Origin of the sequence: Pacificibacter marinus, from assembly GCF_900109555.1 — a bacterium.
Classification (GTDB): domain Bacteria; phylum Pseudomonadota; class Alphaproteobacteria; order Rhodobacterales; family Rhodobacteraceae; genus Celeribacter; species Celeribacter marinus_C.
In genome coordinates this window covers 105107-128583 of record NZ_FNZV01000009.1, presented here as the reverse complement: position 1 = coordinate 128583, position 23477 = coordinate 105107, and the positions used below count along the sequence as shown (strand labels likewise).

23 protein-coding genes are annotated in these 23477 nt (G+C 51.7%); 16 read left to right on the top strand and 7 right to left on the bottom strand.

Annotation, left to right across the window (positions count from 1 at the left end):
- Positions 1-87: 87 nt before the first annotated feature.
- Positions 88-999: a phosphotransferase gene (locus BM025_RS12645; RefSeq protein WP_085849926.1), complete on the top strand. Its 912-nt coding sequence runs from the start codon at positions 88-90 to the stop codon at positions 997-999.
- A 71-nt stretch (positions 1000-1070) separates the two neighbouring features.
- On the opposite strand, the gene BM025_RS12640 is transcribed toward BM025_RS12645, so the two are convergent.
- From BM025_RS12640 to BM025_RS12620, 5 genes are all read right to left on the bottom strand, one after another.
- Positions 1071-2189: an SH3 domain-containing protein gene (locus BM025_RS12640; protein ID WP_170842192.1), complete on the bottom strand. Its 1119-nt coding sequence runs from the start codon at positions 2187-2189 to the stop codon at positions 1071-1073.
- A 104-nt stretch (positions 2190-2293) separates the two neighbouring features.
- Positions 2294-2743: a hypothetical protein gene (locus tag BM025_RS12635; protein ID WP_085849924.1), complete on the bottom strand. Its 450-nt coding sequence runs from the start codon at positions 2741-2743 to the stop codon at positions 2294-2296.
- 63 nt (positions 2744-2806) lie between these two features.
- Positions 2807-3184, bottom strand: a complete 378-nt coding sequence (locus BM025_RS12630) for a hypothetical protein (protein WP_085849923.1) — start codon at positions 3182-3184, stop codon at positions 2807-2809.
- A gap of 92 nt (positions 3185-3276) precedes the next feature.
- The gene (locus tag BM025_RS12625) at positions 3277-3567 is read right to left on the bottom strand and encodes a hypothetical protein (protein ID WP_085849922.1); all 291 of its coding nucleotides are present in this window, start codon (positions 3565-3567) and stop codon (positions 3277-3279) included.
- A 133-nt stretch (positions 3568-3700) separates the two neighbouring features.
- The gene (locus BM025_RS12620) at positions 3701-7855 is read right to left on the bottom strand and encodes a VWA domain-containing protein (protein ID WP_085849921.1); all 4155 of its coding nucleotides are present in this window, start codon (positions 7853-7855) and stop codon (positions 3701-3703) included.
- 311 nt (positions 7856-8166) lie between these two features.
- On the opposite strand from BM025_RS12620, the gene BM025_RS12615 reads away from it, so the two are divergent.
- From BM025_RS12615 to BM025_RS12580, 8 genes are all read left to right on the top strand, one after another.
- Entirely contained in the window at positions 8167-9234 is a 1068-nt protein-coding gene (locus tag BM025_RS12615; protein WP_170842191.1) for a helix-turn-helix transcriptional regulator, read from the top strand.
- A 154-nt stretch (positions 9235-9388) separates the two neighbouring features.
- Entirely contained in the window at positions 9389-10225 is an 837-nt protein-coding gene (locus BM025_RS12610; protein WP_085849919.1) for a DUF2059 domain-containing protein, read from the top strand.
- Positions 10226-10526: 301 nt separating this feature from the next.
- Positions 10527-11129, top strand: coding sequence for a 50S ribosomal protein L21 (locus BM025_RS12605; protein ID WP_085849918.1), 603 nt, complete (start codon positions 10527-10529; stop codon positions 11127-11129).
- A gap of 22 nt (positions 11130-11151) precedes the next feature.
- Positions 11152-11421, top strand: a complete 270-nt coding sequence (gene rpmA / locus BM025_RS12600; RefSeq protein WP_085849917.1) for a 50S ribosomal protein L27 — start codon at positions 11152-11154, stop codon at positions 11419-11421.
- A gap of 209 nt (positions 11422-11630) precedes the next feature.
- The gene (locus tag BM025_RS12595) at positions 11631-12188 is read left to right on the top strand and encodes a GNAT family N-acetyltransferase (RefSeq protein ID WP_085849916.1); all 558 of its coding nucleotides are present in this window, start codon (positions 11631-11633) and stop codon (positions 12186-12188) included.
- Between the two features lie 295 nt (positions 12189-12483).
- Positions 12484-13530 carry a GTPase ObgE gene (gene obgE, locus BM025_RS12590; RefSeq protein ID WP_085849915.1) on the top strand — a complete coding sequence of 349 codons (1047 nt, stop codon included), beginning with the start codon at positions 12484-12486 and terminating at the stop codon, positions 13528-13530.
- Positions 13518-14618, top strand: coding sequence for a glutamate 5-kinase (gene proB, locus BM025_RS12585; RefSeq protein ID WP_085849914.1), 1101 nt, complete (start codon positions 13518-13520; stop codon positions 14616-14618). Before obgE ends, proB begins: the two co-directional genes overlap by 13 nt.
- Positions 14615-15877 (top strand): glutamate-5-semialdehyde dehydrogenase, encoded by a 1263-nt coding sequence (locus BM025_RS12580; protein WP_085849913.1) that lies wholly within the window; start codon positions 14615-14617, stop codon positions 15875-15877. Before proB ends, BM025_RS12580 begins: the two co-directional genes overlap by 4 nt.
- Positions 15878-15980: 103 nt before the next feature.
- On the opposite strand, the gene BM025_RS12575 is transcribed toward BM025_RS12580, so the two are convergent.
- Positions 15981-16580, bottom strand: coding sequence for a histidine phosphotransferase family protein (locus tag BM025_RS12575; RefSeq protein ID WP_085849912.1), 600 nt, complete (start codon positions 16578-16580; stop codon positions 15981-15983).
- A 59-nt stretch (positions 16581-16639) separates the two neighbouring features.
- On the opposite strand from BM025_RS12575, the gene BM025_RS12570 reads away from it, so the two are divergent.
- From BM025_RS12570 to olsA, 3 genes are all read left to right on the top strand, one after another.
- Positions 16640-16801, top strand: coding sequence for a DUF3553 domain-containing protein (locus tag BM025_RS12570; protein WP_085849953.1), 162 nt, complete (start codon positions 16640-16642; stop codon positions 16799-16801).
- Between the two features lie 239 nt (positions 16802-17040).
- Entirely contained in the window at positions 17041-17820 is a 780-nt protein-coding gene (gene olsB / locus BM025_RS12565; RefSeq protein WP_085849911.1) for an L-ornithine N(alpha)-acyltransferase, read from the top strand.
- Positions 17817-18662: a lyso-ornithine lipid O-acyltransferase gene (olsA, locus tag BM025_RS12560; protein WP_085849910.1), complete on the top strand. Its 846-nt coding sequence runs from the start codon at positions 17817-17819 to the stop codon at positions 18660-18662. Before olsB ends, olsA begins: the two co-directional genes overlap by 4 nt.
- Positions 18663-18723: 61 nt before the next feature.
- Here the strand turns inward: olsA and BM025_RS12555 are convergent, their stop codons facing one another.
- Complete coding sequence (locus tag BM025_RS12555) at positions 18724-19353, bottom strand: thiamine phosphate synthase (protein WP_085849909.1); 630 nt, start codon at positions 19351-19353, stop codon at positions 18724-18726.
- A gap of 145 nt (positions 19354-19498) precedes the next feature.
- Here BM025_RS12555 and BM025_RS12550 point away from each other — a divergent pair, with 145 nt between their 5' ends.
- The 4 genes from BM025_RS12550 (at position 19499) to BM025_RS12535 (ending at position 23477) form a co-directional block, all read left to right on the top strand.
- A complete protein-coding gene (locus BM025_RS12550; protein WP_085849908.1) occupies positions 19499-20275 on the top strand; it encodes an RNA methyltransferase in 777 nt (258 codons plus the stop codon).
- Between the two features lie 140 nt (positions 20276-20415).
- Complete coding sequence (ctaA, locus tag BM025_RS12545) at positions 20416-21576, top strand: heme A synthase (protein WP_085849907.1); 1161 nt, start codon at positions 20416-20418, stop codon at positions 21574-21576.
- Entirely contained in the window at positions 21573-23048 is a 1476-nt protein-coding gene (locus BM025_RS12540; RefSeq protein WP_085849906.1) for a carboxypeptidase M32, read from the top strand. Before ctaA ends, BM025_RS12540 begins: the two co-directional genes overlap by 4 nt.
- Before the next feature lie 3 nt (positions 23049-23051).
- A complete protein-coding gene (locus tag BM025_RS12535) occupies positions 23052-23477 on the top strand; it encodes a PaaI family thioesterase (protein ID WP_085849905.1) in 426 nt (141 codons plus the stop codon).

Genomic DNA, 23477 nt, shown 5'->3' with positions numbered 1-23477 from the left:
CGGCAACGCGTCGTTGCCTTTTGGTGTACTTTGACGCAGCATCCAGTGATAGATTTGTTTGAAAAAATACCCTGAAATTGATTGCGCATGCACACATCCAACACCAACACCAAAACCAATCTGCAAGCTGCGATCGACGCGGACCGTGGTGTGGGCAATCGCATCACGCTTGGTGATTGTCTTAAAGATAAACCTAGCAAATCTGTCTGGCACTGTACGCTTGATGGCGAAGATGTTATTTTAAAGTATTACAGTGGCTTAGGTGCTTTTTCTCAGGTTGAAGAAGAGTCATTTCTTGTTCGAAATATTGCAGATATTTTGGGATCAGACACCCCCGCGCGGGGGCCGAAACTGCTGTTGTCGCGTCCTGATCTTGGCTTTTATTGTCTGGAAAAATGCCCCGGAATTTCGGGGGATGCGCTCTTGATCCCAGATGAAGACCCTTTGCCGTTTTTAGTGCCCCGCGCTGCGCTGTGGTTGGGGGTGTTGGTGAAAAAAACAAGTAAAACCAATATGATAACTTCAAATTATTGGCGTGATGTGATGAGCGCACAGACTCATTTTGAGTTGGTAAATGACACTGCACAGCAGCTTTATGACGCCATTTTGCAAAAGGCGCTCATCCATCTGCAAGGGGCCGCAGGGTTGGTCACAAAATCTGTTATCCATGGTGATTTCCACTTGGGTAACCTATTGATCAGCCAAGATTATATCTACGGTATAGATTTTCAAGCCAAGAACATTGGGATCGTGGTGCGTGATGTGGCGCATTTTCTCATCAAAACCAACGCCAAATGCCAAACCGCAGGCACGATCTTTGGCTTTGATGAAAGCGTGATTGCGCCGTTTCGCAGTATCTTACCCGAGGGCGAACTTGATCGTCTTTTGCCCGTATTTTTGGGTGTGGAACTGCTCAACAGTTTCAAAAATGACAGACGTTGGACCCCGCGAACTGTGCAGCGGCGCAATGATTTGGCTGAGCGCTACATCACCTGCTAACGCCGTCGCAAATTGTGCAACGGCGCTGAGCTGGGATGTGGGAAATGCCTTGAGTGCGCGTAATCAGCGGATCAATTCAAGTTGCAGCACCCATGGAGTGTTTCAACACCGCCTTGTCCGTTTGGCTTTAGCAATTGAAGGGCCATTGAATACGATATGTCAGACATTCCGTCGGAACACATTTGTGAGTTTAAGGTTCCGGTGTAGGATTGTGCAGCGAAATCATAGGGGTATCCGCCACCTATGGCAGGTGTCGTTTGCTTCAACGCCGTGATCGGATCAGGCCCATTGATTAAAGATGTATACTGTACAGAGCGATCTTCTGCGATGGTAAGTGTCCAAAAAGGTTCGGTGCCACGACAGATGATCCCAAGTGGAAACCCGTCTGGAGTGGTGCCCGCACTGCTTTCGTTAGCCCGTGTCAGATAGCTGGAATTGATGTACCCAATCTGACCGTTGAGCGTGATTTGCACCCAATCTCCCGAAGCTGTGCCATCAACGCCCACCAATTCGCCCGGCTCCAAGCTGCCAATGCGACCGCCTGTTGGCTGGGGCGCATCTCGCACCCAAAGACGGTCATTTGCAGCCACGCCGGTCACGGTGAACACAGCGGGTAATACCCCACCATCCGAGGCAATCTGCGGACTGGCAGAGGGCATCGGTGTTGGCGTCGCGGTCTGCCCCTTGAGATAGGATGTGCTGACCCATCCTGCATCACCACCAAAGCCAATCATGGCCCATTTTCCATCACGGCTTTGTTGAATTACATGCACCATTGTGTCATTGCGCAGCGCCCCGATTGCTGCAAATTCAGTCCCTGCGCCACTGCGCACAACCAGACCGCCATCGGGGTCATCAGCGGCGATGCCCGTGACGATATTTGTGCCAATGGTGGCCTTAGGCATGTCGCCGCGTAACAGGTGTTTGGCAAAGACCCAACCCGCCGTTTCACCATATTGAATACGGGCCCATGTTTGATCAATGTTGTACCCAATCACGTCGATATACGTGTGCTCATCAAGGTCACCGATATCTAGTGCGGACGCAGACGGCCCTTGGCGGACATTCAAGGTATCTCCATCAGCAATATCAACGACTTGCATCATTTCAGCACTGCAAATACCCGCCCACAAGCTTAGGGCACTTGCTGTGATAAATGTGAAAGATTTGGGCATAAAAGAACAGAGCATGAAGGGCCTCATGGTTTGAAAAGGGGACGTTATTTTAAGATATTTGGTCAGGCCCACGTCGCGCGCGGGCCTGATATGTCGGTTTTATGCAGAGATCGACATTTTTATTTGTAACAAGACTTTGCGATGTCTGCCGGGGCGACTTTTTTCTCGATCATGTCAAGAATTTTGCCTGTTTCACAGCTTTGTATATGTGTGCCTTTCGCGACGGATTCGACGCTTTTGGCTTTTGCAAGACTTGGCGCAGCCTTGGCTTTGGCCATAGCTTGCGCGCCTTTTACTTTGCCGACCTGCTGTTCGCCTTTGACGGCATCAATTTTCATATAGCCTGCGGACATCAGCTTATCGATGCGATTGGTGTCTTCTCCGGTCAGGTCCAATTGTCCGCCATGAATATAGTCTCCGTCCAGTTTTTCGGACAACCAGCAACCGATATAGTCAGCGTTGCGTGCCATACAGCCTTCAAAACTTGCGTGTGCTGGAGCTGCTGAAAGTGTGGCGGCACCTGCAAAGAGGGTCGCTGCAAAGAGTGTTTTGAGATTGAAGTGAGTCATTTTGATAGCCTTTTTATAAGTGGAAATGCACTGACAATCATCGCCAGAGGTTAGAATAAAGGGTTATTTTCGGACCGATTTTACGTCACATTCGGCCTGAATTTTTTCAAATGGAACGCGCTTTTCGAACAGGGTCAGCGTTTTTTCGATGCCGCAGGATGATGTGTAGGGGCCCTTTTTAAGGCCCAGCGCATCTTTGGTTTTGCGCGCTTCATCAAAGGCACCAGATCGGGACAATTTCGTCATGCGCTCTGTGAGTGATGCAAGCCGTTCTTCATCCTTGAATTTGACTTCCGCACTGCCTTCCTTAAAGCATTCAATGGGGTTTGGACTGAGACAACAGCCAACAATCCAATCCAAATCATTTGCCGAAGCGGGGGCACTGAAAAGTGCGCCCAATGGCAACGCGATGGCAAATGCGATGTTCCTAATGTGGGTCATTGTTATGTCCTTACTGTTTAGGCAGTTCTTTGAGTTTCGGGCATGGTTTTCGTGGCGCAGTCACGCTCATTTTCGTCGGACGTGCGATGGCTTCAGAGTTGAATTTTAATTGAAGTGTGTCGCGCGTCGTCTGCATCAATACGTTTGGACACGGTCGAAAGAACAAGGTCTAAGCCCGCCGTATCTTTTAGGCCGTTAAAGGTTTTGAATTCGTCTTGATCCAAAGAAAATGGTTTGATCGGATGAGAGCCGGGGTCTTCATTAATAATGATATCGATGCCACCGATCGGATCATTTCCGCTCGCAGAAAAACTCGGCGCGGTGGTAAACATCAACGCGGTGGCAAGAGCTGCGGCATGAGCCGTAAATTGACGTTTACGCATCAAATTTTGGGTCCTTGTTACAAACTAATTCGGTTAACTTATTTGCCTAAATCATCGGCTCACAATCGATGACGTATCGGTGAAGATTATGCGATATCAGGTGTTTTATATCCAATAACACCTTGATAAAAATCTATTTTTTTATGCAAATACCGTTGAGTAGTATCTTGCATTTGTCAGCCTCGGCTGCCTCATCTGTGGGGCGCGGAACACTGCCCGTATCTGGGGCAGGTTTTGGCGTTGGATTGATCTCCACAGGCAGGCATTTCCCGCCAATCATCGGCAGTCCATTGGTGCAACGACACTGAGTCGGCGAGACGTTTTGCGCGTTCTTTGGATCAAGGCAAACACATTGATCACCACGCAAACGTGTGGTCGCCGCATCACAGACCAACGCGGGTGCATCGGGTGTATCTGGGGCAGGTTCTGGATCGGGATTGGGCGCAGGCACAGGTTGTGGGGCAGGGACTGCGTCAACCACACAGCCTTTGCCGCGAACGAATGTGAACCCACCACCACACTGACAAGACGTTGCGGTGCGGCGTTCCATATTGTCAAACCGACACGCACAGGATTCGCCTTGTTTCACCGTTGTTGCAGGCTCGCATTGCAAAGAGGGCGCTGGCATATCTGGCAAATTGGCCGTCACACAAGATTGCGCACCTGCGCGCGCCAATGGCAGACCCAAAGCTGCAAACAATGCGTCATCAAAATCTCGTCCAACCGGCAGGCCAAGTTGTTTTTGCAATACCGCTAAAGCAGCATATGTTTTGCTGCCGGCAGCTCCATCAACAGGGCCTGCATTCAGACCGCGATCATTCATGATTTTTTGGACCAAAGCCACACGCTGCCTGCGATCTTCAGTGACCCCAGTTGTGGCGCAGTTTTGATAACTGCCGCCATTACGCAGACCGTTCACTTGAACGCGCAGATCAATATGTGTTGATGCACCGGGGGCCAAATTGGCGGCAGATTTGGTGCAAGACATCGCATTGCGCACAACTGGGCCACAGCGCCAACCATTGTTTGAAAGTGCCGTTGCCGCGTGCATTTGCGGTGTGCCGCCCGTGTCTGTCATCACAAGTCGCCCCAAATATGTTGTGGTGCCGGTGTTCGTCACTGAAAGACGGAAACCACAGTCATAGGTTTGGCTGGCACGATTGGGTTCGCAGGCCGAGGTTTGCGATTTGACGATTGTTAGGTTTGGGGTGATTACGGGCGTTACTTGCGGTTGAACCTCGGCTTCTTGTTGTGGTTCTGGGGGCATTTCATCGTCGCCCATATAGACACCTGCCGATTTGGGTATCGCTTGCAACGCTGTCATCAATGAAAGCTTTTGCGCGCCCGTCATTTTGCCTCGGCTTGGACAATAGGCCTGTGCGATGGCTTCAAACGCGGGAATGATCAAATCAGAGGATGGAATGGAAATAACGTCGGTGCTTTGCGGATCAATGGCCACATTGCCGCCTGCAACGACAAGATTGTGTCCAAGAAACTGAGTGAGGCGCGTCGCGACCCCCGCACCACCGATGGTAATCCCCACAACACGGCTGCCTTGCGCGCGCAAGGCATTTAACGCAGGAACGGCTTGAGTGATGGGGTAGTTTCCTACAGGGCCAGTCGCGGGAGATGGTCTATTGGGAAGTCCATCCGTGATGAACAAGACCAAAGGCTTGTCGGTCAGCGGTGAGACAACCAGATTGGCCATTTCAAAGCCCGATTGCCAATTTGTTAGACCCAAAGCACTTAAGTTTGAAATCGCGGCGTCCAAAGCTTGTGATGGCAGCACAGCCGAACTTGCGCCTATAGGTGCGGCGGTTGTGCTAAAAGCAATGGCACCTGATTTTGAACCACCGCCTTCAAAAATATGCAGGGCGGAAAGTACGGCCTGTTTGGTCAACTGCAAACGGTTGTGTGTATTCATCGACCCAGACCGATCAATCACAAACAATGTATCAAAACCACAGCCCGCAGGGGATACGACAGTCACGGGAATGTCCGTATCCACACTGATGCTTCCTGTGCCTGGCGTTGGGGTCAATGGTGGGGCAACATGGTCGATGATCGGTCCCGGATGGGCTTCGCCAGTTCCCAAAATAGGCTCGCTGGGCTGTGCTGGATCTGCAATGACGGGTTTACTGCCGACAACGGCGGACAATGGGAAATTAAGCGGCACACATAGTTTTTCGGTTCCAAGTGGACCTGATGGGGCACGTAAGTTGAGCGTTGTAATGTAGACCCACGTGCAATTCATCGCCTGCGGTCCTGAAAGAGGACGTCCGCCTGAACCAGAAAATGTTGCGGTATAGGGCACGGTAATTGTGCCGCTGCCATCTGAACCAATGTAGTTATGGCTCATACCGCTGCCTGAGTTGTAGCCTGCAGGGGTTCCTGTCGTCGGCCCCCAACTGCCCATGCCCATCGTTGGGAATGGCATTAATGAGGTCAACGGGGTGTGAATGCCATCAAGTTGCAATTCGTCGCGCAGATAAATTTGATGCGGCTGTTGAGGGTCAAATCCTTCAAGTTCAACGATAATTTCGCAATCAACGGTCCAAATTCCATCACTTCCACGCACACCCGCAGCGCAATTTTTTGAGATATCAAGACTTGGCGTTTGTGGGGCAGGTGGGCCTGCGATCACATCGCAATCATTGGCCACTTCAAGACCATTGGCATGTTCTTTACCCAACAAAAGCGAGGCACAGTTCTGCGCGCCGAAAAGATCCATTGACGCATTCATCAAAAGATCGACCGTCAGTGTTGACGTGCCTGATGCGGGGAATTGGCTGCCTTGAATGCTGCAATTGGGTTGGGTGCCTTGCCCCGGTGCCGCGAAAGGCGGTGTCGCGCAAACCCAAGGATCGGCCGAGGTTAGGTTTTGAATTTGCGCTGCGCCTGGGTTTTGACCAAAGCTAAGGTTTTCGGTCATCCACAGCGTCCCTGTAAGGGGCGCGCCGTTCGTTGTGACCGTCAGTGTGCATTGGTAGGGCTGCACCCAAAATGTTGGACTAAAGGTCATTCGGTCGCCCGAAGGCCCGCATGTTTTTTCGATGTCAAACGTCGGCTCGACGTCACGCTCGATATCGATGCATTCGGATGACCCGACAACTTTGTCGCCGATGCGCACTTGGGCGCAGTTTTTAAAACCTTCTTTGACCAAAGCTGCGGTTGGAATCGAAATTTGCGCGTCAATCCGGTGGTTCGTGTTGCCGTTGAAATCCGCTGCTGAAATGGTGCAAGACGCGCCGTTCGCAAATGCAGGCTGCTGACAGAGCCACCCATTCGGAGCGGCAGGCGTGCCTTGTAGTGCTTGGATGTAAGTCGTGGCAGGTGCGCCAGAGACGGTTGTGAACAATTCATCAAGCGTCAATGGAGACGTGAGCGTGCCACTGCTGGGCGGGCTGACGTAGATTGAACACAGATAGTGCGCCGTTCCATTTTCAACGCCCATGGCGCGGCAGCCCTTTTTTAATCCAAAATCGACGGGATCTTTTTGGGGGACAGGATCTTCGCAAGCTATTTCAAGCGACGCGTTGTCCATGTTCACGCTGTGCCCCAGTTCGACCATATAGGCATAGACTTGCCCTGCGGTGACGGGCACTTGGGTTGAGATGGGGGTCCATGGGTAGGCCTGAGTTGACCCCGCGCCCAAGACAAATCGCAGTTCTTCGTTGTCGAATTGCGTTTTTAACGCTGAGACAAGCTGCGCATTGGGACCCGTTTCAACCGCAAACCCCGCAGGAAAGGGGGGCACTTGAGATGAGACAGGGAAAACTGCCAATCCGCCCTCTGTGGCGAAAAATTGACTTGGATCGGCAGGTGTAGGTGCTCCGTTTCCGATCACTGTCGGACCACTGAGACCGTGGTCTTCGCGGTTGGTCACATAGAGGGTTGCCGTTGCCGTACCTGAACAACTTGGCGTGACATATTGCCAACCCAGCATTGGAATGGTGCCGCTGTCGATATAGTATTGATTGGTTCCTGCAACTGCGCCCGAGGCGTCGGATTCTGGCCCTAAATTGCTGTAATTGTATCCGCCCGCACCATCAACCGTTACAAGATTGTGGGCATTTTGAATGATGCCGCCTGTGTTCATGAGGGTGGCAAATGACCATGGGGTCAGGTCTTTGGGACCAGCGTTTCCAAGGGCGGTTTGTGGCGCTGCATCAAACCCGCTATCGACCAATAGGTTTTGCGCCTGTGCGTATGTCGGAGCAATCAGCGTGACGCATATAACAATTGTTATAACGCGCAAAATTGAAGGGACTGGGAAAGATGCGGTCATTGGGCGACATTCCAATTCAAATACTTCAAACAAACCACCAGCTTGTGCGGCGGACTAGAAATACGAATAGGCCTCAGGTCACTCTATGCGAACTACCATTTGGTAGTTCAGGTTCATTTTTGATAAATTTGACCATTTGATCTATGAATATTTTCAATTAAATCGTTATTTAGCAGTGCATTATAGTAATGGTCTGGATATCCATACCATTTAAGCCCATGACTTGTGGATGGGAAAATGTTTAAGTCATCACATCGCCTAGGTAGGCTTTGTTACCATGTTGCTCGCCCAGTTTTATGAGGTATCCGTCCATGCAAAATCTGCTTGAAACGCTTGAAACGACTCTTGCTTTGGCCGTTGACGACGCCCAGTATTGGGATCCCGCACTTGATATTGTCGTTGAAATTTTAGGGGCTCGGGGCGCGCTTATGCCCGCGATTGATCCTTTTTTTCGCGGTATGTGGATGGCTGGCACCAAAGAGATGAAAGACGCTTTGCCTGCCTATCTCAAGGAAGGGTGGTTCAAGAACGATCCGCGTGAAAAAGTTCTAAAGCTTATGATGCAAAAGGGGAGTGCTTGTGATCATGATGTCTTTCCTGACCGTGCTCAAAAAGACCTGATCCCGATCTTTCGCGACTACCTTTATCCGCTTAATTTCGGGGTAAGCTATTGTGTACGTATTCTGACGCCAAACGGCTATTGGGCGATGGCGATCCATTTTGACAACGACCATCCGGCCATCAGCGCAGCAGATAAAATTCTTATCGAACGCATTCAGGCGATGTTTGACAAAGCAACCACCCGCGCAGATGAGATCGCTCATAAAAAAATTGCCCAGTTCGCCCAATTTTTCAAAGGAACGGAATCTGAGGTTTTTGTGCTGGATGTGGATGGGGCTGAGTGTTTTAGCATTAATAGCCAAGGAAAACTGCGAAAACAAAACCGCATAGGATATTTGCTGCCTGAAGAAACCAGCGAAAAGATTGCCACCGAAATTCGTGAACTTTGCGTCAGTGACCCCAGCTTATCGATCAGTCGCGCCTATCAGTTTGATACGGGCAAAGTCAGTACCAACGTTTTGATCATCCAAATCCCCCCAAGTTTGCGCCATTTTTTCATGCACTTTAAAGTGTGTGCCATCCGGACTGAATGCAGCGTCGCCACAGGTTTGAAACACACGCGACTTCGCGAAGATTACAGCCTGACCGTATCAGAAATCATCGCTATCGATCTGCTGGTGGATGGCAACACCCCAAATATGATCGCGGATATTCTCAGTCTTAAAGTGTCAACTGTGCGCCAACGATTGAAACAAATTTTTGAAAAGGTGCAGGTGAACAGCCAAGTGGAACTGATCGGGTTTCATAAAAACCTATAAGGCCTTCGCCGAGTGATGCGTGTGGCAAACTTTCGGCAATAAAGCGCATCATTTATCACAAACCTGTGTGGCTCTTGGATATGTCCGATGGTCTGCTTATGTTATATGGGAATAGGCCTTAAAATGGACTTCAATTCTTAACTTTGGATTCACCATGATCAAACATCTACCGCTGCGTGCCTTTTGTGTGTCCGTCTTGATCGGCACTCTTGGGGTTTTACCCGTATCTGCCGCTCCAATCGATCGGCTTATGGACTTGATGAAGTTTGAAGAGGTGATTGAAGTTCTGGCCGAAGAAGGCCGCAGCATGGCGGATGAAACCGCTGATGCGGACCTTGGTGTGCCGCGATTTGCATGGGACCAAATGATGGTCCGCCTTTACGACGAGGCGACGATGAAAGATGCCTTTCGGGCTGAGTTAAACGATGCTTTGGGAACAACCGATTTGACCCCAATCGTTGCGTTTTTTGAAACCGATCTGGGGCGTCAAATCGCTGATCTTGAATTAAACGCCCGCAAAGCCATTGCAGATGAGGCCGTTTTGGCGGCCGCAGGTGATCTTTGGGCCGAACTTGATCCGCAAAGCAAACGCGCACAATTGATAGAAGACTACGTCACAGTAAATGACTTGATCGAACTCAACATTGTTGGCTCACTCAACTCTGATATTGCCTATTATCGCGGGTTCAGCGCGGGCTCTCCTGGCGATCTTGCTCTGGATGAATCCGAAATCATGCGCGAAGTGTGGGCCGGTGAGCCTGAGGCTCGTGCGCACGTAAGTGAATGGGTGTATGGCTTTTCCGCCTTGGCGTATGAGCCCCTGAATGAAGCCGATTTTGGCGCTTATGTTGATTTTGGTCGGTCCGAAGCTGGTCGGGCACTTAATCTCGCTATGTTTGCGGCATTCGATAATGTCTACGCAGATTTGGCGCGCGGCCTCGGTGCGGGAACTGCGACATTGCTGAAAAATTTCGAAGGCGAAGAGTTATAAGGCCTTTAAGCTGTTCGGGTTCGGGCGTTTTGCGGTGATATCTAAAGAAACCTTGCCAAACGCCCATTGCAGTCTTGACATGTTGCCCTGAAAACTTGATACACGCGCCACTTGGCGTACCATAGGTGCAGCCGAGGGCTATTGATTTGGGAAATCCTGTTTTGCAGATCTCATTCAATAGGTTTTGAAAAATCTCGTCCCCACTGAGGGACGCGCTGTTCGAGGCATCAAACACTGGCGCATTGGGGCAACCTAGATGCAAAAGGGCCAAAGAACGCGGGTATATTGAAAGGACGACTGCATGTTCGCAGTTCTGAAAACTGGCGGTAAGCAATACAAAGTACAAAGCGGTGACGTTTTGCGCGTTGAAAAGCTCGCTGTCGCAGCTGGTGAAAAAATCCAGTTCAACGAGATTCTCATGGTTGGTTCCACTGTTGGTGCCCCTTTGGTTGAAGGCGCTGCCGTTCAAGCCGAAGTGATCGACCAGATCAAAGGCGAAAAGCTTATCAACTTCGTTAAGCGTCGTCGTAAGCACTCTTCCAAACGGACCAAAGGCCACCGTCAGCAACTCACATTGTTGCGTATCACGGATATCCTTGAAAAAGGTGCCGACGCTTCTGGTGTAAAAGCCGCTGTAGGTGCAAGCCTTGCACGTAAAGAAGCACACGGTGCTGGTTCAACTGCGGCTCCAAAAGCTGCAGCCGCGAAAAAAGCTGCTCCTGCAGCTGCCGCTGGTGCAGACGATCTGACTGCAATCAACGGTGTGGGTCCTGCTGCTGCCAAGAAATTGGTTGAAGCTGGTATCACATCTTTCGCAGCACTCGCAGCCGTAGACGTTGACACATTTGACGCAGTCAAAGTGAAAGCGGACTGGGTTGATCAAGCCAAAGCTTTGGCGAAGTAAGTAGAGTTAAGGAGAGCACACCATGGCACATAAAAAAGCAGGCGGTTCATCCCGCAACGGTCGCGACTCAGCTGGTCGTCGTCTCGGCGTTAAACTCTACGGTGGTCAGGCTGCAATCGCAGGCAACATCATCGTGCGTCAGCGCGGCACAAAGTTTTACCCAGGTGAAGGCGTAGGCCTTGGCAAGGATCACACAATCTTCGCAACAGTCGAAGGTAATGTGAAATTCCACAAGGGTCTTAAAAAACGTACCTTCATTTCCGTGCTTCCAGTGGCTGAGGCCGCTGAATAAGCCGACCTTGATGGTTTAAAATCTAGGGATCGGCCATTAGGCCGGTCCCTTTTATTTTGTGATGCCCCGTGTCTTGGTAGGGTCATCTACTGACCTTATGTAAACAGTGAACATGTTAAAAATATCGACAGTTTCCTTGTCTAGGGACTGTTGCCAGCGCCCCTTGGGAGGGGGACGCTATTATGAGTTACTCTTCGAGGAGGAGAGATATGAAATTGGACCATACCATCGTGCGCGACATTGCTGTGACACAAGTTCCGATTAAAGCGGATCGTTTTACACTGCGCGCGCCTAAGACGTCTGACGTTGGGCTGTTGTCACTCTATGCGGGTGATAAACGCGTTGCCATGGCGTCGCGGTCTTTGCCGCACCCCTTGCCGCCGGGCGCGACCGAAGCCTTCATTGCCAGATCGCTTGACCCCAAAGTTGAGCTTCACACCTATATTCTCGATGGCGAAACTGCCGGCTTGTCCGAAGTGCTTGGTGTGATGCAACTTAAGCCGCTTGAGCGTGGTCAATCCGAGGTCAGCTTTTGGGTTGCGCCGTCTTTTTGGGGCACCGGTATTGCGTCATCTGCACTCAACGCGCTGGTCGCTGCCAATCCTTTGGGAGACAAGACTATGTTTGCGGAAATTTTCCAAGACAACCAAGCCTCGGCACGTGTTGTGACCAACGCAGGCTTTGAATACTTGGGCGATGCGGAAACCTTTAGTGTGGCGCGTGGAGCGCGTGTGCCGACATGGACTTATGTGCGTAAACTCGATTGATCCCATGTGATAAGATCAAGGGCATCCCGTTATAGGCGCCCTTGATCAACGCGAATGTGCGCTGGGATTTGCACATAGTTTTGCCGCTCTGGTTTGACTTTGAGTGCGCAAAGGTAGGTACCAGTCGAAGCCTTTGGCAACGGACCGCAATAAAACAACTAAAATTATCGAAACTGCGGGGCAAACAGACCAAATCCCGCATTTTAACTCTTACGCCCGACCGCTATCACGCGCATAAGGCACATTGAAATTGCCGCGCCCGCACGTTAAGTCTCGGGTCTGAAGGGATCCCTACATGAAATTTCTCGATCTTTGCAAAGTTTACATTCGCTCTGGCTCAGGTGGCAACGGCTGTGTGTCGTTTCGTCGTGAAAAGTACATCGAGTATGGTGGCCCAAACGGCGGTGACGGCGGCAAAGGCGGTAACGTCATTATCGAGGCCGTAGATGGTTTGAACACGCTTATCGATTTTCGCTACCAGCAGCACTTTTTTGCCCAAAACGGGCAGGGTGGTATGGGCAGCAATCGCACAGGCAAAGACGGCAAAGACATTTATCTACGCGTGCCTGCTGGCACCGAGATCATGGATGAAGATCAAGAAACAGTTCTATATGACGTGACTGAAGTTGGCCAAAAATTGGTCTTGGCCAAAGGTGGCAATGGCGGTTGGGGCAACCTGCACTTTAAATCCTCGACCAACCAAGCGCCGCGTACGTCAAACCCTGGCCAAGATGGCATTGATCGCACCATTTGGTTGCGCTTGAAATTGATCGCTGATGCGGGTCTTTTGGGCATGCCTAATGCGGGCAAATCGACGTTCTTGTCCGTGACATCGAACGCACGTCCAAAAGTGGCTGACTATCCGTTCACAACCATGCACCCGAATTTGGGCGTTGTCGGCATCGACAATACCGAATTTGTTGTGGCCGATATTCCGGGACTTATTGAGGGCGCGTCTGAAGGTCGTGGTCTGGGGGATTTGTTCCTTGGTCACGTTGAACGCTGCGCTGTGCTATTGCACCTTGTGGATGGCACATCTGAAGATGTGGCACATGATTACAACGTTATCATCGGCGAGATTTCCAATTACACCGACGAATTGGGCGACAAACCACGGATCACTGTGCTCAACAAAGTCGACAGCCTGACCGAAGATGAAATTGCCGAAAAAACTGCAGCGCTTGAAAAAGCCAGCGGCGGGCGTGTTTACACCATGTCTGGTGTCAGCCGTGATGGCGTCGACACTGTCTTGCGTGCTTTGAAAGCTGAAATTTCTATGGACCGCTTGCGCGTCAAAAAAGCCGACGGAGGCGATGAGGAAGATACATCGTGGCGACCTTAACCGATGCAAAACGTGTTGTCGTAAAGATCGGTTCGGCCCTTTTGGTCGAAAACGGCGCTTTGCGGTCAGACTGGTTGACGGCTTTGGCGGCTGATGTCGCGATGTTGAAAGCACGGGGGATGGATGTGATTGTGGTTTCATCCGGCTCTATCGCTTTAGGTCGCGGAATTTTGAAACTTTCCTTTACAGAATTGGCGCTTGAGCAGTCTCAAGCCTGCGCATCGGTCGGGCAAATCCGTCTGGCGCGGGCGTATCAAGAGGCGCTTGAACCTCACGGCATCACCACAGCACAAGTGCTTTTGACACTGGATGACAGTGCAGATCGCCGTCGCTATTTGAATTCTCGTGCCACTCTCGCAGCCCTTTTGGCGCTTGGGGCCGTGCCAATTGTCAACGAGAATGACACCATCGCCACTGATGAAATTCGCTATGGTGATAATGATCGTTTGGCGGCACAAATCGCTGTCACTGTTGGTGCGGATCAGCTGGTTTTGTTGTCAGATATTGACGGGTTGTACACTGCCAATCCTAACACTGACCCAACAGCCGTTCACATCGCGCAGGTTTCAAACATCACGACAGATATCGAAGCTATGGCGGGCGATCCTGTATCAGGTCTGTCCAAAGGCGGGATGAAAACCAAAATCATGGCGGCTAAAACCGCGATGGCGGGGGGGTGTGCAATGGCCATCACCCAAGGGGCAGTGAACAATCCGCTGGCGGCGCTGATGAACGGTGCTCAGGCCACGTGGTTTATCCCGTCGCAAGACCCAGAACGGGCGCGTAAAAACTGGATCGGTGCGATGAAACCCAAAGGGTCCATCACCATTGATGCGGGCGCTGCGCGCGCTTTGATAAAAGGTAATTCGCTGTTGCCAGCAGGAGTCACGGGGGTATCAGGCCAATTTGGCCGTGGTGACCCAGTTGAAATCCTTGGACCGGATAAGGTCCGCGTTGGACTGGGGCTCATACGATACACCGCTGCGGAAGCAGCGACGATCAAAGGGGCCCAAACACAAGATATTCAAGCAATTCTGGGCTATTCAGGCCGTTCTGCTTTGATCCATAGGGATGATATGGTGCTATGACAGATGTGAACATTTCCGAGCTGATGCAAGACATCGGTAAACGTGCAAAAGCGGCTGCGGCTGAGTTGGGCTATGCCTCTGCTGAACGCAAATATGCGGCCTTGATTGGGGCGGCTGATGCGATTTGGGCCCGCCGCGCTGAAATCATGACTGCCAACGATAAAGACATGGCATTCGGGCACGACAAAGGTCTGACCGATGCCATGCTCGACCGGCTTAAACTAGACGAAGACCGTATTCGCGGCATCATGGATGCGCTGCGCACCGTCGCCGAGCAAAAAGACCCAGTCGGCGACGTGATTGCCGAATGGGACATGCCTTCTGGTATTCACATCAAGCGGACACGCACACCGCTTGGGGTGATTGGTGTGATCTATGAATCGCGCCCGAATGTGACGGCTGACGCTGGTGCTTTGTGCTTGAAAGCGGGCAATGCGGTGATTTTGCGCGGTGGATCTGAGAGCTTTCATTCTTCTGGTTTGATCCATGAATGCCTTGTTGAGGGGCTTGTCTCGGCTGGTCTGCCAGCTGATGCAATTCAACGCGTGCCGACGCGGGACCGCGAAGCCGTGAAAGAAATGCTGACCATGACCGACTATATCGACGTGATCGTACCGCGCGGCGGCAAGGGTCTTGTCGGATTGGTGCAACGAGAGGCTCGCGTGCCTGTTTTTGCCCATCTTGAGGGGATCGTCCACATATTCTTGGATGCCTCTAGCGATCCGAAAAAAGCGATGGATGTGGTAATCAACGCCAAAACACGGCGGACTGGCATTTGCGGCGCTGCCGAATGTTTGTTGATTCACAAAGGTATAGCGGACACTCTTGGTGTAGATGTGATCAAAGCACTGATCGCGGCTGGGATTGAAGTGCGTGGGGATAAGGCCCTGCAAGCTATCAAAGGTGTTGTGCTGGCCACGGATGATGATTGGGGCTGTGAGTATCTTGATAGCATCATTGCAGCCAAGGTTGTCGATGATATTGATGGCGCAATTGCGCATATCCACGAGTATTCATCATCGCACACGGATTGCATTATTTCCGAGACGCCCGACCATGTGGCACGGTTTTTTGAACGTATCGACAGCGCCATTTTGATGCACAATTCGTCCACGCAATTTGCCGATGGCGGTGAATTTGGCATGGGGGGCGAGATTGGAATCGCAACAGGCAAGATGCACGCACGCGGGCCTGTTGGGGCGGAACAATTGACATCGTTCAAGTATTTGGTGACATCAAACGGGGCCACGCGGTCTTAGGTTTGGCTGTTCTGGCAGAAATGACGGAACGTTACTTAAAAAGGCGCGCCCGATGTGGCGCGCCTTTTGTGTGACCTCTTGGGAGGGAAAAGGCCACAAACCTCTATGCGATCAAGCGCAACATACTATCATCCGTGTGTGTCGAAATACGACGATTGAGACTGTCTGCTTGTAAAGGTGCCAAAATAAACTGAACTTCTGAAGGTTTCAGGCCTTCGGTGGTGGTGACTGCGCCCAAACGCGCCCATAAATCCGGTGAAGGATCAAGCCGATCCGAGTTTGCGCAGATTTTCCATTGTCCATCGTCATTGCTGATGCGAATGATCCCACCACGCGGCAAAGCGGTTTCAATACACAGCATCATCAGGCAAGCAAGTTTCACTTCTTCGCGCAGCATGTCTGTTTCAGGCAGCCATTCATATGTTAAGCGTGCGGTGGCCATCGCATTGAAAATAGACAACATTTCTTTTCGTCCGGTCATTTGACCAGGGGACGCCATCCCAAAGGCAATGCGAAAAAACTTCACACGTGCATTTGCATTTTCGACACTCTCCGCGATAAGGCTCAACTCAGGGCTTGTATCGCCAGTTGACATGGTCAGCAATTCAACGCCATTGGAAATTGCACCGACAGGACTGATCAGGTCGTGGCAAATACGAGAACCGATCATGGCGGCGATGTCCCGGGTCAAATCTTTGGTCATTTTATCTCCTGAAGTGGGGTGAACATAAGGAATGCGCAGTGAAAGATGATTTAAATGCAATGTTCGAACCTGGACAGATTGTCCGCCATCCAAGCCAACCGGATTGGGGCAAAGGGCAGGTGCAATCTAATATTAACGGGAAATTAACCGTTATGTTTGAACAGGTTGGAAAAATCGTCATTGACAGTCGCCGTGTTGCGCTCCTTGCGGTGTTTGAATAGCGGACCTATTTTTAAGTCGTTTGACCATGCAGGAATTGTACGGTTCAAGTTCGGGCGTTTAGGGTAATCTGCTTGTGGTTAAGGTTTGATTTAGATCGCCTGTTATCCCTATGGTGGCGATTTGACTTTGATTTACAACTATAGAGTGTGCTCTCGATGTTCCTTTGGTGTGCTGTGTTGCATTGATACCGCGAACCCCGTAGAACCCGTCCACCACATCCTTTTTAAAAAGACCCCACATGAGTGACCTCGATCCTAAGTTCGAACTGCGTTTTGCGACGAGCGCTCAAGATTTGCGCGCGGCGCAGCGGCTTCGCTATCGGGTTTTTGTGCAAGAATTGGGGTCGAGTGGCGAAATGGTTGATCACGAGGCCGAACTTGAAGCTGACGCTTTTGATCCCGCTTATGACCACTTGATGCTGATCGATAAAAACCGTTCGCCAGACCCGCTAGAACAATGTGTTGGCGTGTACCGTCTTTTGACTGATGAAAAGGCCAAAGAGATTGGCGGATTTTACACCGAAGACGAATATGATTTGACCGTGCTCAAAGCCTCTGGAAAGCGGCTTTTGGAGCTGGGCAGATCCTGTGTGGCCCCTGAATATCGCGGAGGCACAGCGCTGTATCATATGTGGGCGGGTCTTGCGAAATACGTGTTTGAAGGCGGGTTTGATGTCTTGTTTGGCGTGGCCTCGTTTCATGGCACCGATATGTCCAAACTGGCCGAACCTTTGTCTTTATTGCACCATCGCCACTTGGCCCCAAAAGCGTTGCGGGTGCGCGCTGTAGAAGACCAGTTCCAAGATATGAATTTGATCCCAGAGGCAGACATTGATAGGCGCAAGACCATGTTGTTGGTGCCTGCTCTGATCAAAGCTTACTTGCGTCTTGGGGGCACTGTGGGCGAGGGCGCCTTTATTGATCACGCATTTAACACCATTGATGTGTGCTTGATTTTGGACATCGCGCAAGTGTCACCACGTCAAAAAGAAATGTACACCCGCGAGCGTATTCGATGAGCGCGCCTTTATGGGACAGCAAAATTCCACCAACTGAAACGGGCACTGAGCGGTTTGATATGGTGCGGATGGTTCTGCGTGGCTCTAGCATTATTGCGCTGATTGTTGTGTGCTTGGTGTTGATGTTGCTGACGCGGGCTATTGAGCGACTTGTCGTCGGCGCAAGGCGGCCTTGGTCGTCACAGTTTCCAAGATTTGTCTCGCGGGTGTCTTTGCGCATCATGGGCATTCCCTTGCACACGGTCGGCACGCCGATGAAAAGCCATGGGGCCGTTGTCGCAAATCATTGCTCATGGCTTGATATTTTTTCGCTAAACGCCTGCCAACGCGTGTTTTTCGTCTCAAAGGCCGAGGTGGCCAAGTGGGCAGGTATAGGCCCGCTCGCCCGCGCCGCTGGTACCGTGTTTATTGCACGGGATCGCAAAGAAGCGGGGCGTCAAAAGGCCCTGTTCGAAGAGCGTCTGCACATGGGGCACAAGCTTTTGTTTTTCCCCGAAGGCACATCCACTGACAGCTTGCGAGTTTTGCCGTTCAAGCCGACGTTGTTCGCGGCCTTTTTTGCCCCTGAGCTGCGCAATGAGTTGTCAATTCAGCCGGTGACTGTGCGCTATACATCGCCTGAGGGCGCTGATCCGCGCTTTTATGGCTGGTGGGGTGATATGGAATTTGGACCGTCTTTGGTCAAGTTTCTCAAGGCGCGTATACAAGGCACCATTACGATTGTATTTCATGATCCCATCGCGGTGAATGATGTGCCCAACCGTAAAGATATGGCGCTTTTGTGCGAAAAAGCTGTGCGGTCTGGACTGCCAGATATTCCCGAGAAATACATCGAAGATTGACATATAAATTGACATGAAAAAGGGGCCATAAGGCCCCTTAAATCGGTTATGAAGCAAATCTTTATGTCATCGCTGCGATCAAAGCCCCTAAGGCGGCGCTTGGGTTGTCTTTGGTCCAAATTTCATCCCCAATGGCAAAGAAATCTGTGTGTGGAGACAATGCCTTGATGGTGTCCACGTCCAGCGCGCCCTCGGCCACGACGGGCACTTCGATCATCGCAGACCACCATTCAAACAGTTCTTTTTCTGCTTGTGTGCCTGTGCCCAAACCGCTCGTGCCCGCTGGACCAAAGGCGACGTAATCAGCACCAATTTCGCCAGCTGTCATGCCATCATGACGGGTGGATCCGCAGTATGCGCCGACAATCGCATCCGCACCCAGCGTTTTGCGCACATCACGTACCGAGCGCGCGCCATCCAACAGATGCACGCCATCAAGCCCGTGTTTTTCGACCAAGGCCACATGGGAGTCGATGACAACCGCCACATCACGCGCATGGCAGATTTCGCGCACAGCATCAGCCGCACGGCCAAGGTCAATCTCATCTTTGCTGGCAAGCGCCAAGCGCACACATGCAATGTCGTGATCATCCAAAATCTGCGCCAACTGCGCGGGAAATGTTGCGACATCGAAAGCCGAAGGCGTTAGCAAATAGATTTGCGGCACTTCGGATTGGTCTTGATCGGACATGGGTGACTCCTTTGGCGTTTTGCCCGATATAGCGGGTTTAATGGCCCTATGAAAGGCTTCACAATGCCCCGCGCCTTGCGATTTCACACGCTTGCGCCTATTACCCGCCAAAGCAAGCGCTTGATATAAGTAAAGGTCCGCACAGATGCCCATCAACACCAGCCCAGATGCCCCAGATTTTGACCTCTCAGGTCCGACACCTGTGTTCGTTTTGGTGCGCCCGCAAATGGGTGAAAACATCGGTGGCGCAGCGCGTGCGATGTGGAATTTTGGCCTAGACCGGATGCGCATTGTTGATCCGCGTGATGGCTGGCCCAGCCAAAAAGCTATCGCCATGGCGTCGGGGGCGGGGCGTCTTTTGGACGAGGCTGGTATGTTCGATACTGTGCCTGATGCTTTGGCCGATTGCGACTATGTGTTTGCCACCACAGCGCGGATGCGTGACATCACCAAACCCGTGATGTCGCCCGAGCGCGCTATGGAACATGCCCGTGCAATTATCGCCAATGGCGGTAAGGTCGGCGTGATGTTTGGCCCTGAACGTGCCGGGCTTGAGAACGAAGACGTGATCCACGCCAACGCTTTGATCACCGTGCCGATTAATCCCCAATTTCCTTCATTGAATTTGGCGCAATGTGTGTTGCTCACCGCCTATGAATGGCGTCGTCAAACCGCAGATATCGTGCCTGAAGTGGTCGAAATGGCGGGCACCGATTGGGCGGGTCATATCGAGGTGGAAAAGATGGGCGATCACTACGAAGAGACGCTGGAAAAAGCGGGTTTCTTTTACCCCGAAGCCAAAGCGGCCAGCATGAAACTGAACCTGCGCAATCTTTGGTCGCGGATGCCGATGACAAAAATGGATGTGCAGATGATGCACGGCATGATGCGGCAAATGAAACGTTGGAAAGAACGCGGATAGCGGCCTTTTGATGGCGTTTATTCATTTTTTGCCGCGGCAAAGCGCCTTAGGTGCGTGTGAACGCTTGCCCTCGGGCGGGGTGCTGCCTAGTTTCCCCTGCAAACACTGCACTATAGCGCACAATTAAGGGGCTCACACCCATGGCTCAAAAAACAAATAGCAAACGCAGCATCTTTCAAGAGGTCGGCACGGACACCAAAACCCCCGCAGCCCCCAAAGGTGGGTTGATCGACACGGGGCGCGCAGGGGCGCGCAAAGGCATTCGTGCATGGCTTTTGGTGCTGTTTGCCATGGTCATGGTGATGATTGCCGTGGGGGGCATGACGCGGTTGACGGACTCAGGTCTGTCGATCACAGAGTGGAAACCTGTAACAGGGGCAATGCCGCCGATGAGCGCAGAACACTGGGCATCAGAGTTCGAAAAATACCAACAAATTCCAGAATATAAGTTGCAAAACGACGGCATGTCTTTGTCTGAGTTCAAATCAATATATTGGTGGGAATGGGGCCACCGTCAGCTTGGCCGCACCATCGGTCTTGTGTGGTTTATCGGCTTTGCGGGGTTTGCATTGGCACGGAAAATCCCCACAGGTTGGACCAAAAAACTACTGCTTGTTGGCACTTTGGGCGGCGTACAGGGCGCAATCGGCTGGTGGATGGTCTCGTCTGGTTTGACTGGCGATCGTTTGGATGTGGCATCCTATCGCTTGGCCACACATCTGGGGCTTGCCTTTGTGATCTTAGGATTTATCGCGTGGTACGTTTTTGAACTCAGCCGCTCAGACGCGGAATTGATGCAGGCACGGCGCAACAAAGACGCAAAATTATTTGGTCTGTCCACGGGGCTGCTGCATTTTGCATTCCTGCAAATCTTGCTGGGCGCTTTGGTCGCGGGCATTGATGCTGGGCGTGGATTTACGGATTGGCCACTGATGGGCGGGCAGGTCTTTCCGCCCGATCCCTTTGGCATCACGCCGCTGTGGCGCAATTTCTTTGAAGACGCGGGCCTTGTGCAATTCATGCACCGTATGGCGGGATATCTTTTGTTCGCCTTTGGTCTTGTGGTTTGGACCCGTGGTCGCAAATCTGCCAATCGCACAACTCAAGCGTCGTTTAACATGATGGCCTCGGTGTTGTTTTTGCAAGTGGCCTTGGGCATCGTCACAGTGCTTAACGGTGCGCCGATGCATCTTGGGCTGGCACACCAAATTGGCGCTGTGGCGTTGTTCATTACGATCTTGCGGGCCCGTTTTCTAAGCCATTACCCCAAACCTCAATCCGTGCGAGGGACGTCAAAATGAGTGCATATAACGACTTGATGGGGTTTCAAAAAACCACAGAAGCGCTTGGGTCCGTCGCTGGGCGGCTCAATTGGGATCAAGAAACCATCATGCCCGAAGGCGCCTCTGCGCAGCGCGGTGAAGAGTTGTCTGCGATGGAAACTGTGTTGCACGCGCGTCGCACGGACCCCCGTGTGGGCGACTGGTTGGCGGCTATTGATGTAAACTCATTGGATCAGGTGGGCAAAGCCAATTTGCGTCACATTACGAAATCTTATGCGCGCAATACCAAAGTGCCAGCAGCACTTGCGGCTGAAATTGCCAAAGTTACTTCTATGGCACAAGGCGTCTGGGCCGAAGCTCGTGCTACAGATAATTTCGCCCATTTTGCCCCGACATTTGAACGGGTTGTGGCCCTCAAACGCGAAGAAGCATCAGCCTTGGCTGATGGCGGCGATCTGTATGACGCGATGTTGCAAGACTATGAACCCGGGTCATCTGCGGCGGAATTGTCTGCGATGTTTGGAGCGTTGCGCCCCCGTTTGACGGCCTTGCGCGACAAGGTTTTGGGCGCAGATCAACCCAAAGGTGTCAGCGGCACATTCGATGCAGACGCGCAAATGGCGCTGACCCGTGAGGTGGCCAAAAGCTTTGGCTATGACTTTAATCGCGGACGTATCGACAAGGCCGTGCATCCGTTTTCTAGCGGCTCAGGCGCGGACGTGCGCATCACCACGCGCACTTCTGACGATGATCCGTTCAACTGTTTGTATTCCACGATCCACGAAGTCGGCCATGCCTGTTACGAGTTGGGCATCGATGATCAGCACATGTTCACGCCACTTGGCGCGGGCGTGTCGATGGGCGTGCATGAAAGCCAATCGCGCATCTATGAAAACCAGCTGGGCCGCTCGCGCGCTTATACCGAATATCTGTACGGTAAAATGCGTGACAGCTTTGGTGACTTTGGCATTGAAAGCGCCGAAGGGTTTTACGCCGCTGTGAACCGCGTCACCCAAGGCTTTATCCGCACGGAAAGCGATGAAATTCAGTACAATCTGCACGTGCTTTTGCGCTTTGATTTGGAACAGAAAATCATCAATGGTTCGCTTGAAATTGCCGATCTGCCCGAGGCATGGAATGCACGGTTTGAGGCGGATTTTGGCGTTAAAGTCGACAAGGTGTCAAATGGCTGTTTGCAAGATGTGCACTGGCCTGTTGGTTTGTTCGGATATTTCCCGACATACTCTTTGGGCAATGTCTATGCGGGCTGTTTGAACCAAGCGTTGCGCGGTGATGTGCCGGATTTGGACACGGCTTTGCGCACAGGCAACACGGCTCCCGCGACAGATTGGTTGCGCGAGAACCTGCAACAGTTTGGCGGTTTGCGCACCCCGAATGACACGATCAGCCATGCTTGCGGATTTAAGCCAAATGAAGTGCCATTGCTGGAGTACCTCGAAGAGAAATTCAACGGCATCTACGGGTTATAAACCATGACACTTGCCATGACCAAAGCTGCGTTGTCTGCGCATTTGGAACGGGATTTTGGTCCCATCGGTGCGGATTTAAGCATTGAAACGGTGACTGAAACCAGTCTCACGTTGCGACTGACTCCGCACGGTGGCCACATCCGTTTGGGCGGCACTGTGTCTGGTCCAAGCCTGTTTTTACTGGCAGATGTGGCGTTTTATTTTGCTATATTGGCGCGGCTTGGGTCTGTGGAAATGGCCGTGACCACCAATGCCTCTATCGACTTTATGCGCAAGCCTAATGGTAAATTGCCCGTTTTGGGCACGGCCACGGTGCATAAATTGGGCCGTACTTTGGCCGTGGGACAGGTTTTGATGCGCAATCCGGGGCGTGATGATGTTTTGGCGCAGGCATCAATGACCTATGCTATTTCGCCCAAAAGAGACTGA

Excerpts from the sequence above, each read along its gene's own strand:
- BM025_RS12605 (WP_085849918.1), top strand. The coding sequence starts at position 10,527 with ATGTTCGCAGTTCTGAAAACTGGCGGTAAGCAATACAAAGTACAAAGC.
- BM025_RS12645 (WP_085849926.1), top strand. The coding sequence starts at position 88 with ATGCACACATCCAACACCAACACCAAAACCAATCTGCAAGCTGCGATC.
- BM025_RS12580 (WP_085849913.1), top strand. The coding sequence starts at position 14,615 with ATGACAGATGTGAACATTTCCGAGCTGATGCAAGACATCGGTAAACGT.
- BM025_RS12540 (WP_085849906.1), top strand. The coding sequence starts at position 21,573 with ATGAGTGCATATAACGACTTGATGGGGTTTCAAAAAACCACAGAAGCG.
- BM025_RS12550 (WP_085849908.1), top strand. The coding sequence starts at position 19,499 with ATGCCCATCAACACCAGCCCAGATGCCCCAGATTTTGACCTCTCAGGT.
- BM025_RS12575 (WP_085849912.1), bottom strand. The coding sequence starts at position 16,580 with ATGACCAAAGATTTGACCCGGGACATCGCCGCCATGATCGGTTCTCGT.
- BM025_RS12620 (WP_085849921.1), bottom strand. The coding sequence starts at position 7,855 with ATGACCGCATCTTTCCCAGTCCCTTCAATTTTGCGCGTTATAACAATT.
- BM025_RS12555 (WP_085849909.1), bottom strand. The coding sequence starts at position 19,353 with ATGTCCGATCAAGACCAATCCGAAGTGCCGCAAATCTATTTGCTAACG.
- ctaA (WP_085849907.1), top strand. The coding sequence starts at position 20,416 with ATGGCTCAAAAAACAAATAGCAAACGCAGCATCTTTCAAGAGGTCGGC.
- BM025_RS12625 (WP_085849922.1), bottom strand. The coding sequence starts at position 3,567 with ATGCGTAAACGTCAATTTACGGCTCATGCCGCAGCTCTTGCCACCGCG.
- BM025_RS12640 (WP_170842192.1), bottom strand. The coding sequence starts at position 2,189 with ATGCTCTGTTCTTTTATGCCCAAATCTTTCACATTTATCACAGCAAGT.
- BM025_RS12615 (WP_170842191.1), top strand. The coding sequence starts at position 8,167 with ATGCAAAATCTGCTTGAAACGCTTGAAACGACTCTTGCTTTGGCCGTT.
- BM025_RS12535 (WP_085849905.1), top strand. The coding sequence starts at position 23,052 with ATGACACTTGCCATGACCAAAGCTGCGTTGTCTGCGCATTTGGAACGG.
- olsB (WP_085849911.1), top strand. The coding sequence starts at position 17,041 with ATGAGTGACCTCGATCCTAAGTTCGAACTGCGTTTTGCGACGAGCGCT.
- BM025_RS12595 (WP_085849916.1), top strand. The coding sequence starts at position 11,631 with ATGAAATTGGACCATACCATCGTGCGCGACATTGCTGTGACACAAGTT.
- BM025_RS12635 (WP_085849924.1), bottom strand. The coding sequence starts at position 2,743 with ATGACTCACTTCAATCTCAAAACACTCTTTGCAGCGACCCTCTTTGCA.
- obgE (WP_085849915.1), top strand. The coding sequence starts at position 12,484 with ATGAAATTTCTCGATCTTTGCAAAGTTTACATTCGCTCTGGCTCAGGT.
- BM025_RS12570 (WP_085849953.1), top strand. The coding sequence starts at position 16,640 with ATGTTCGAACCTGGACAGATTGTCCGCCATCCAAGCCAACCGGATTGG.
- olsA (WP_085849910.1), top strand. The coding sequence starts at position 17,817 with ATGAGCGCGCCTTTATGGGACAGCAAAATTCCACCAACTGAAACGGGC.
- BM025_RS12610 (WP_085849919.1), top strand. The coding sequence starts at position 9,389 with ATGATCAAACATCTACCGCTGCGTGCCTTTTGTGTGTCCGTCTTGATC.
- rpmA (WP_085849917.1), top strand. The coding sequence starts at position 11,152 with ATGGCACATAAAAAAGCAGGCGGTTCATCCCGCAACGGTCGCGACTCA.
- BM025_RS12630 (WP_085849923.1), bottom strand. The coding sequence starts at position 3,184 with ATGACCCACATTAGGAACATCGCATTTGCCATCGCGTTGCCATTGGGC.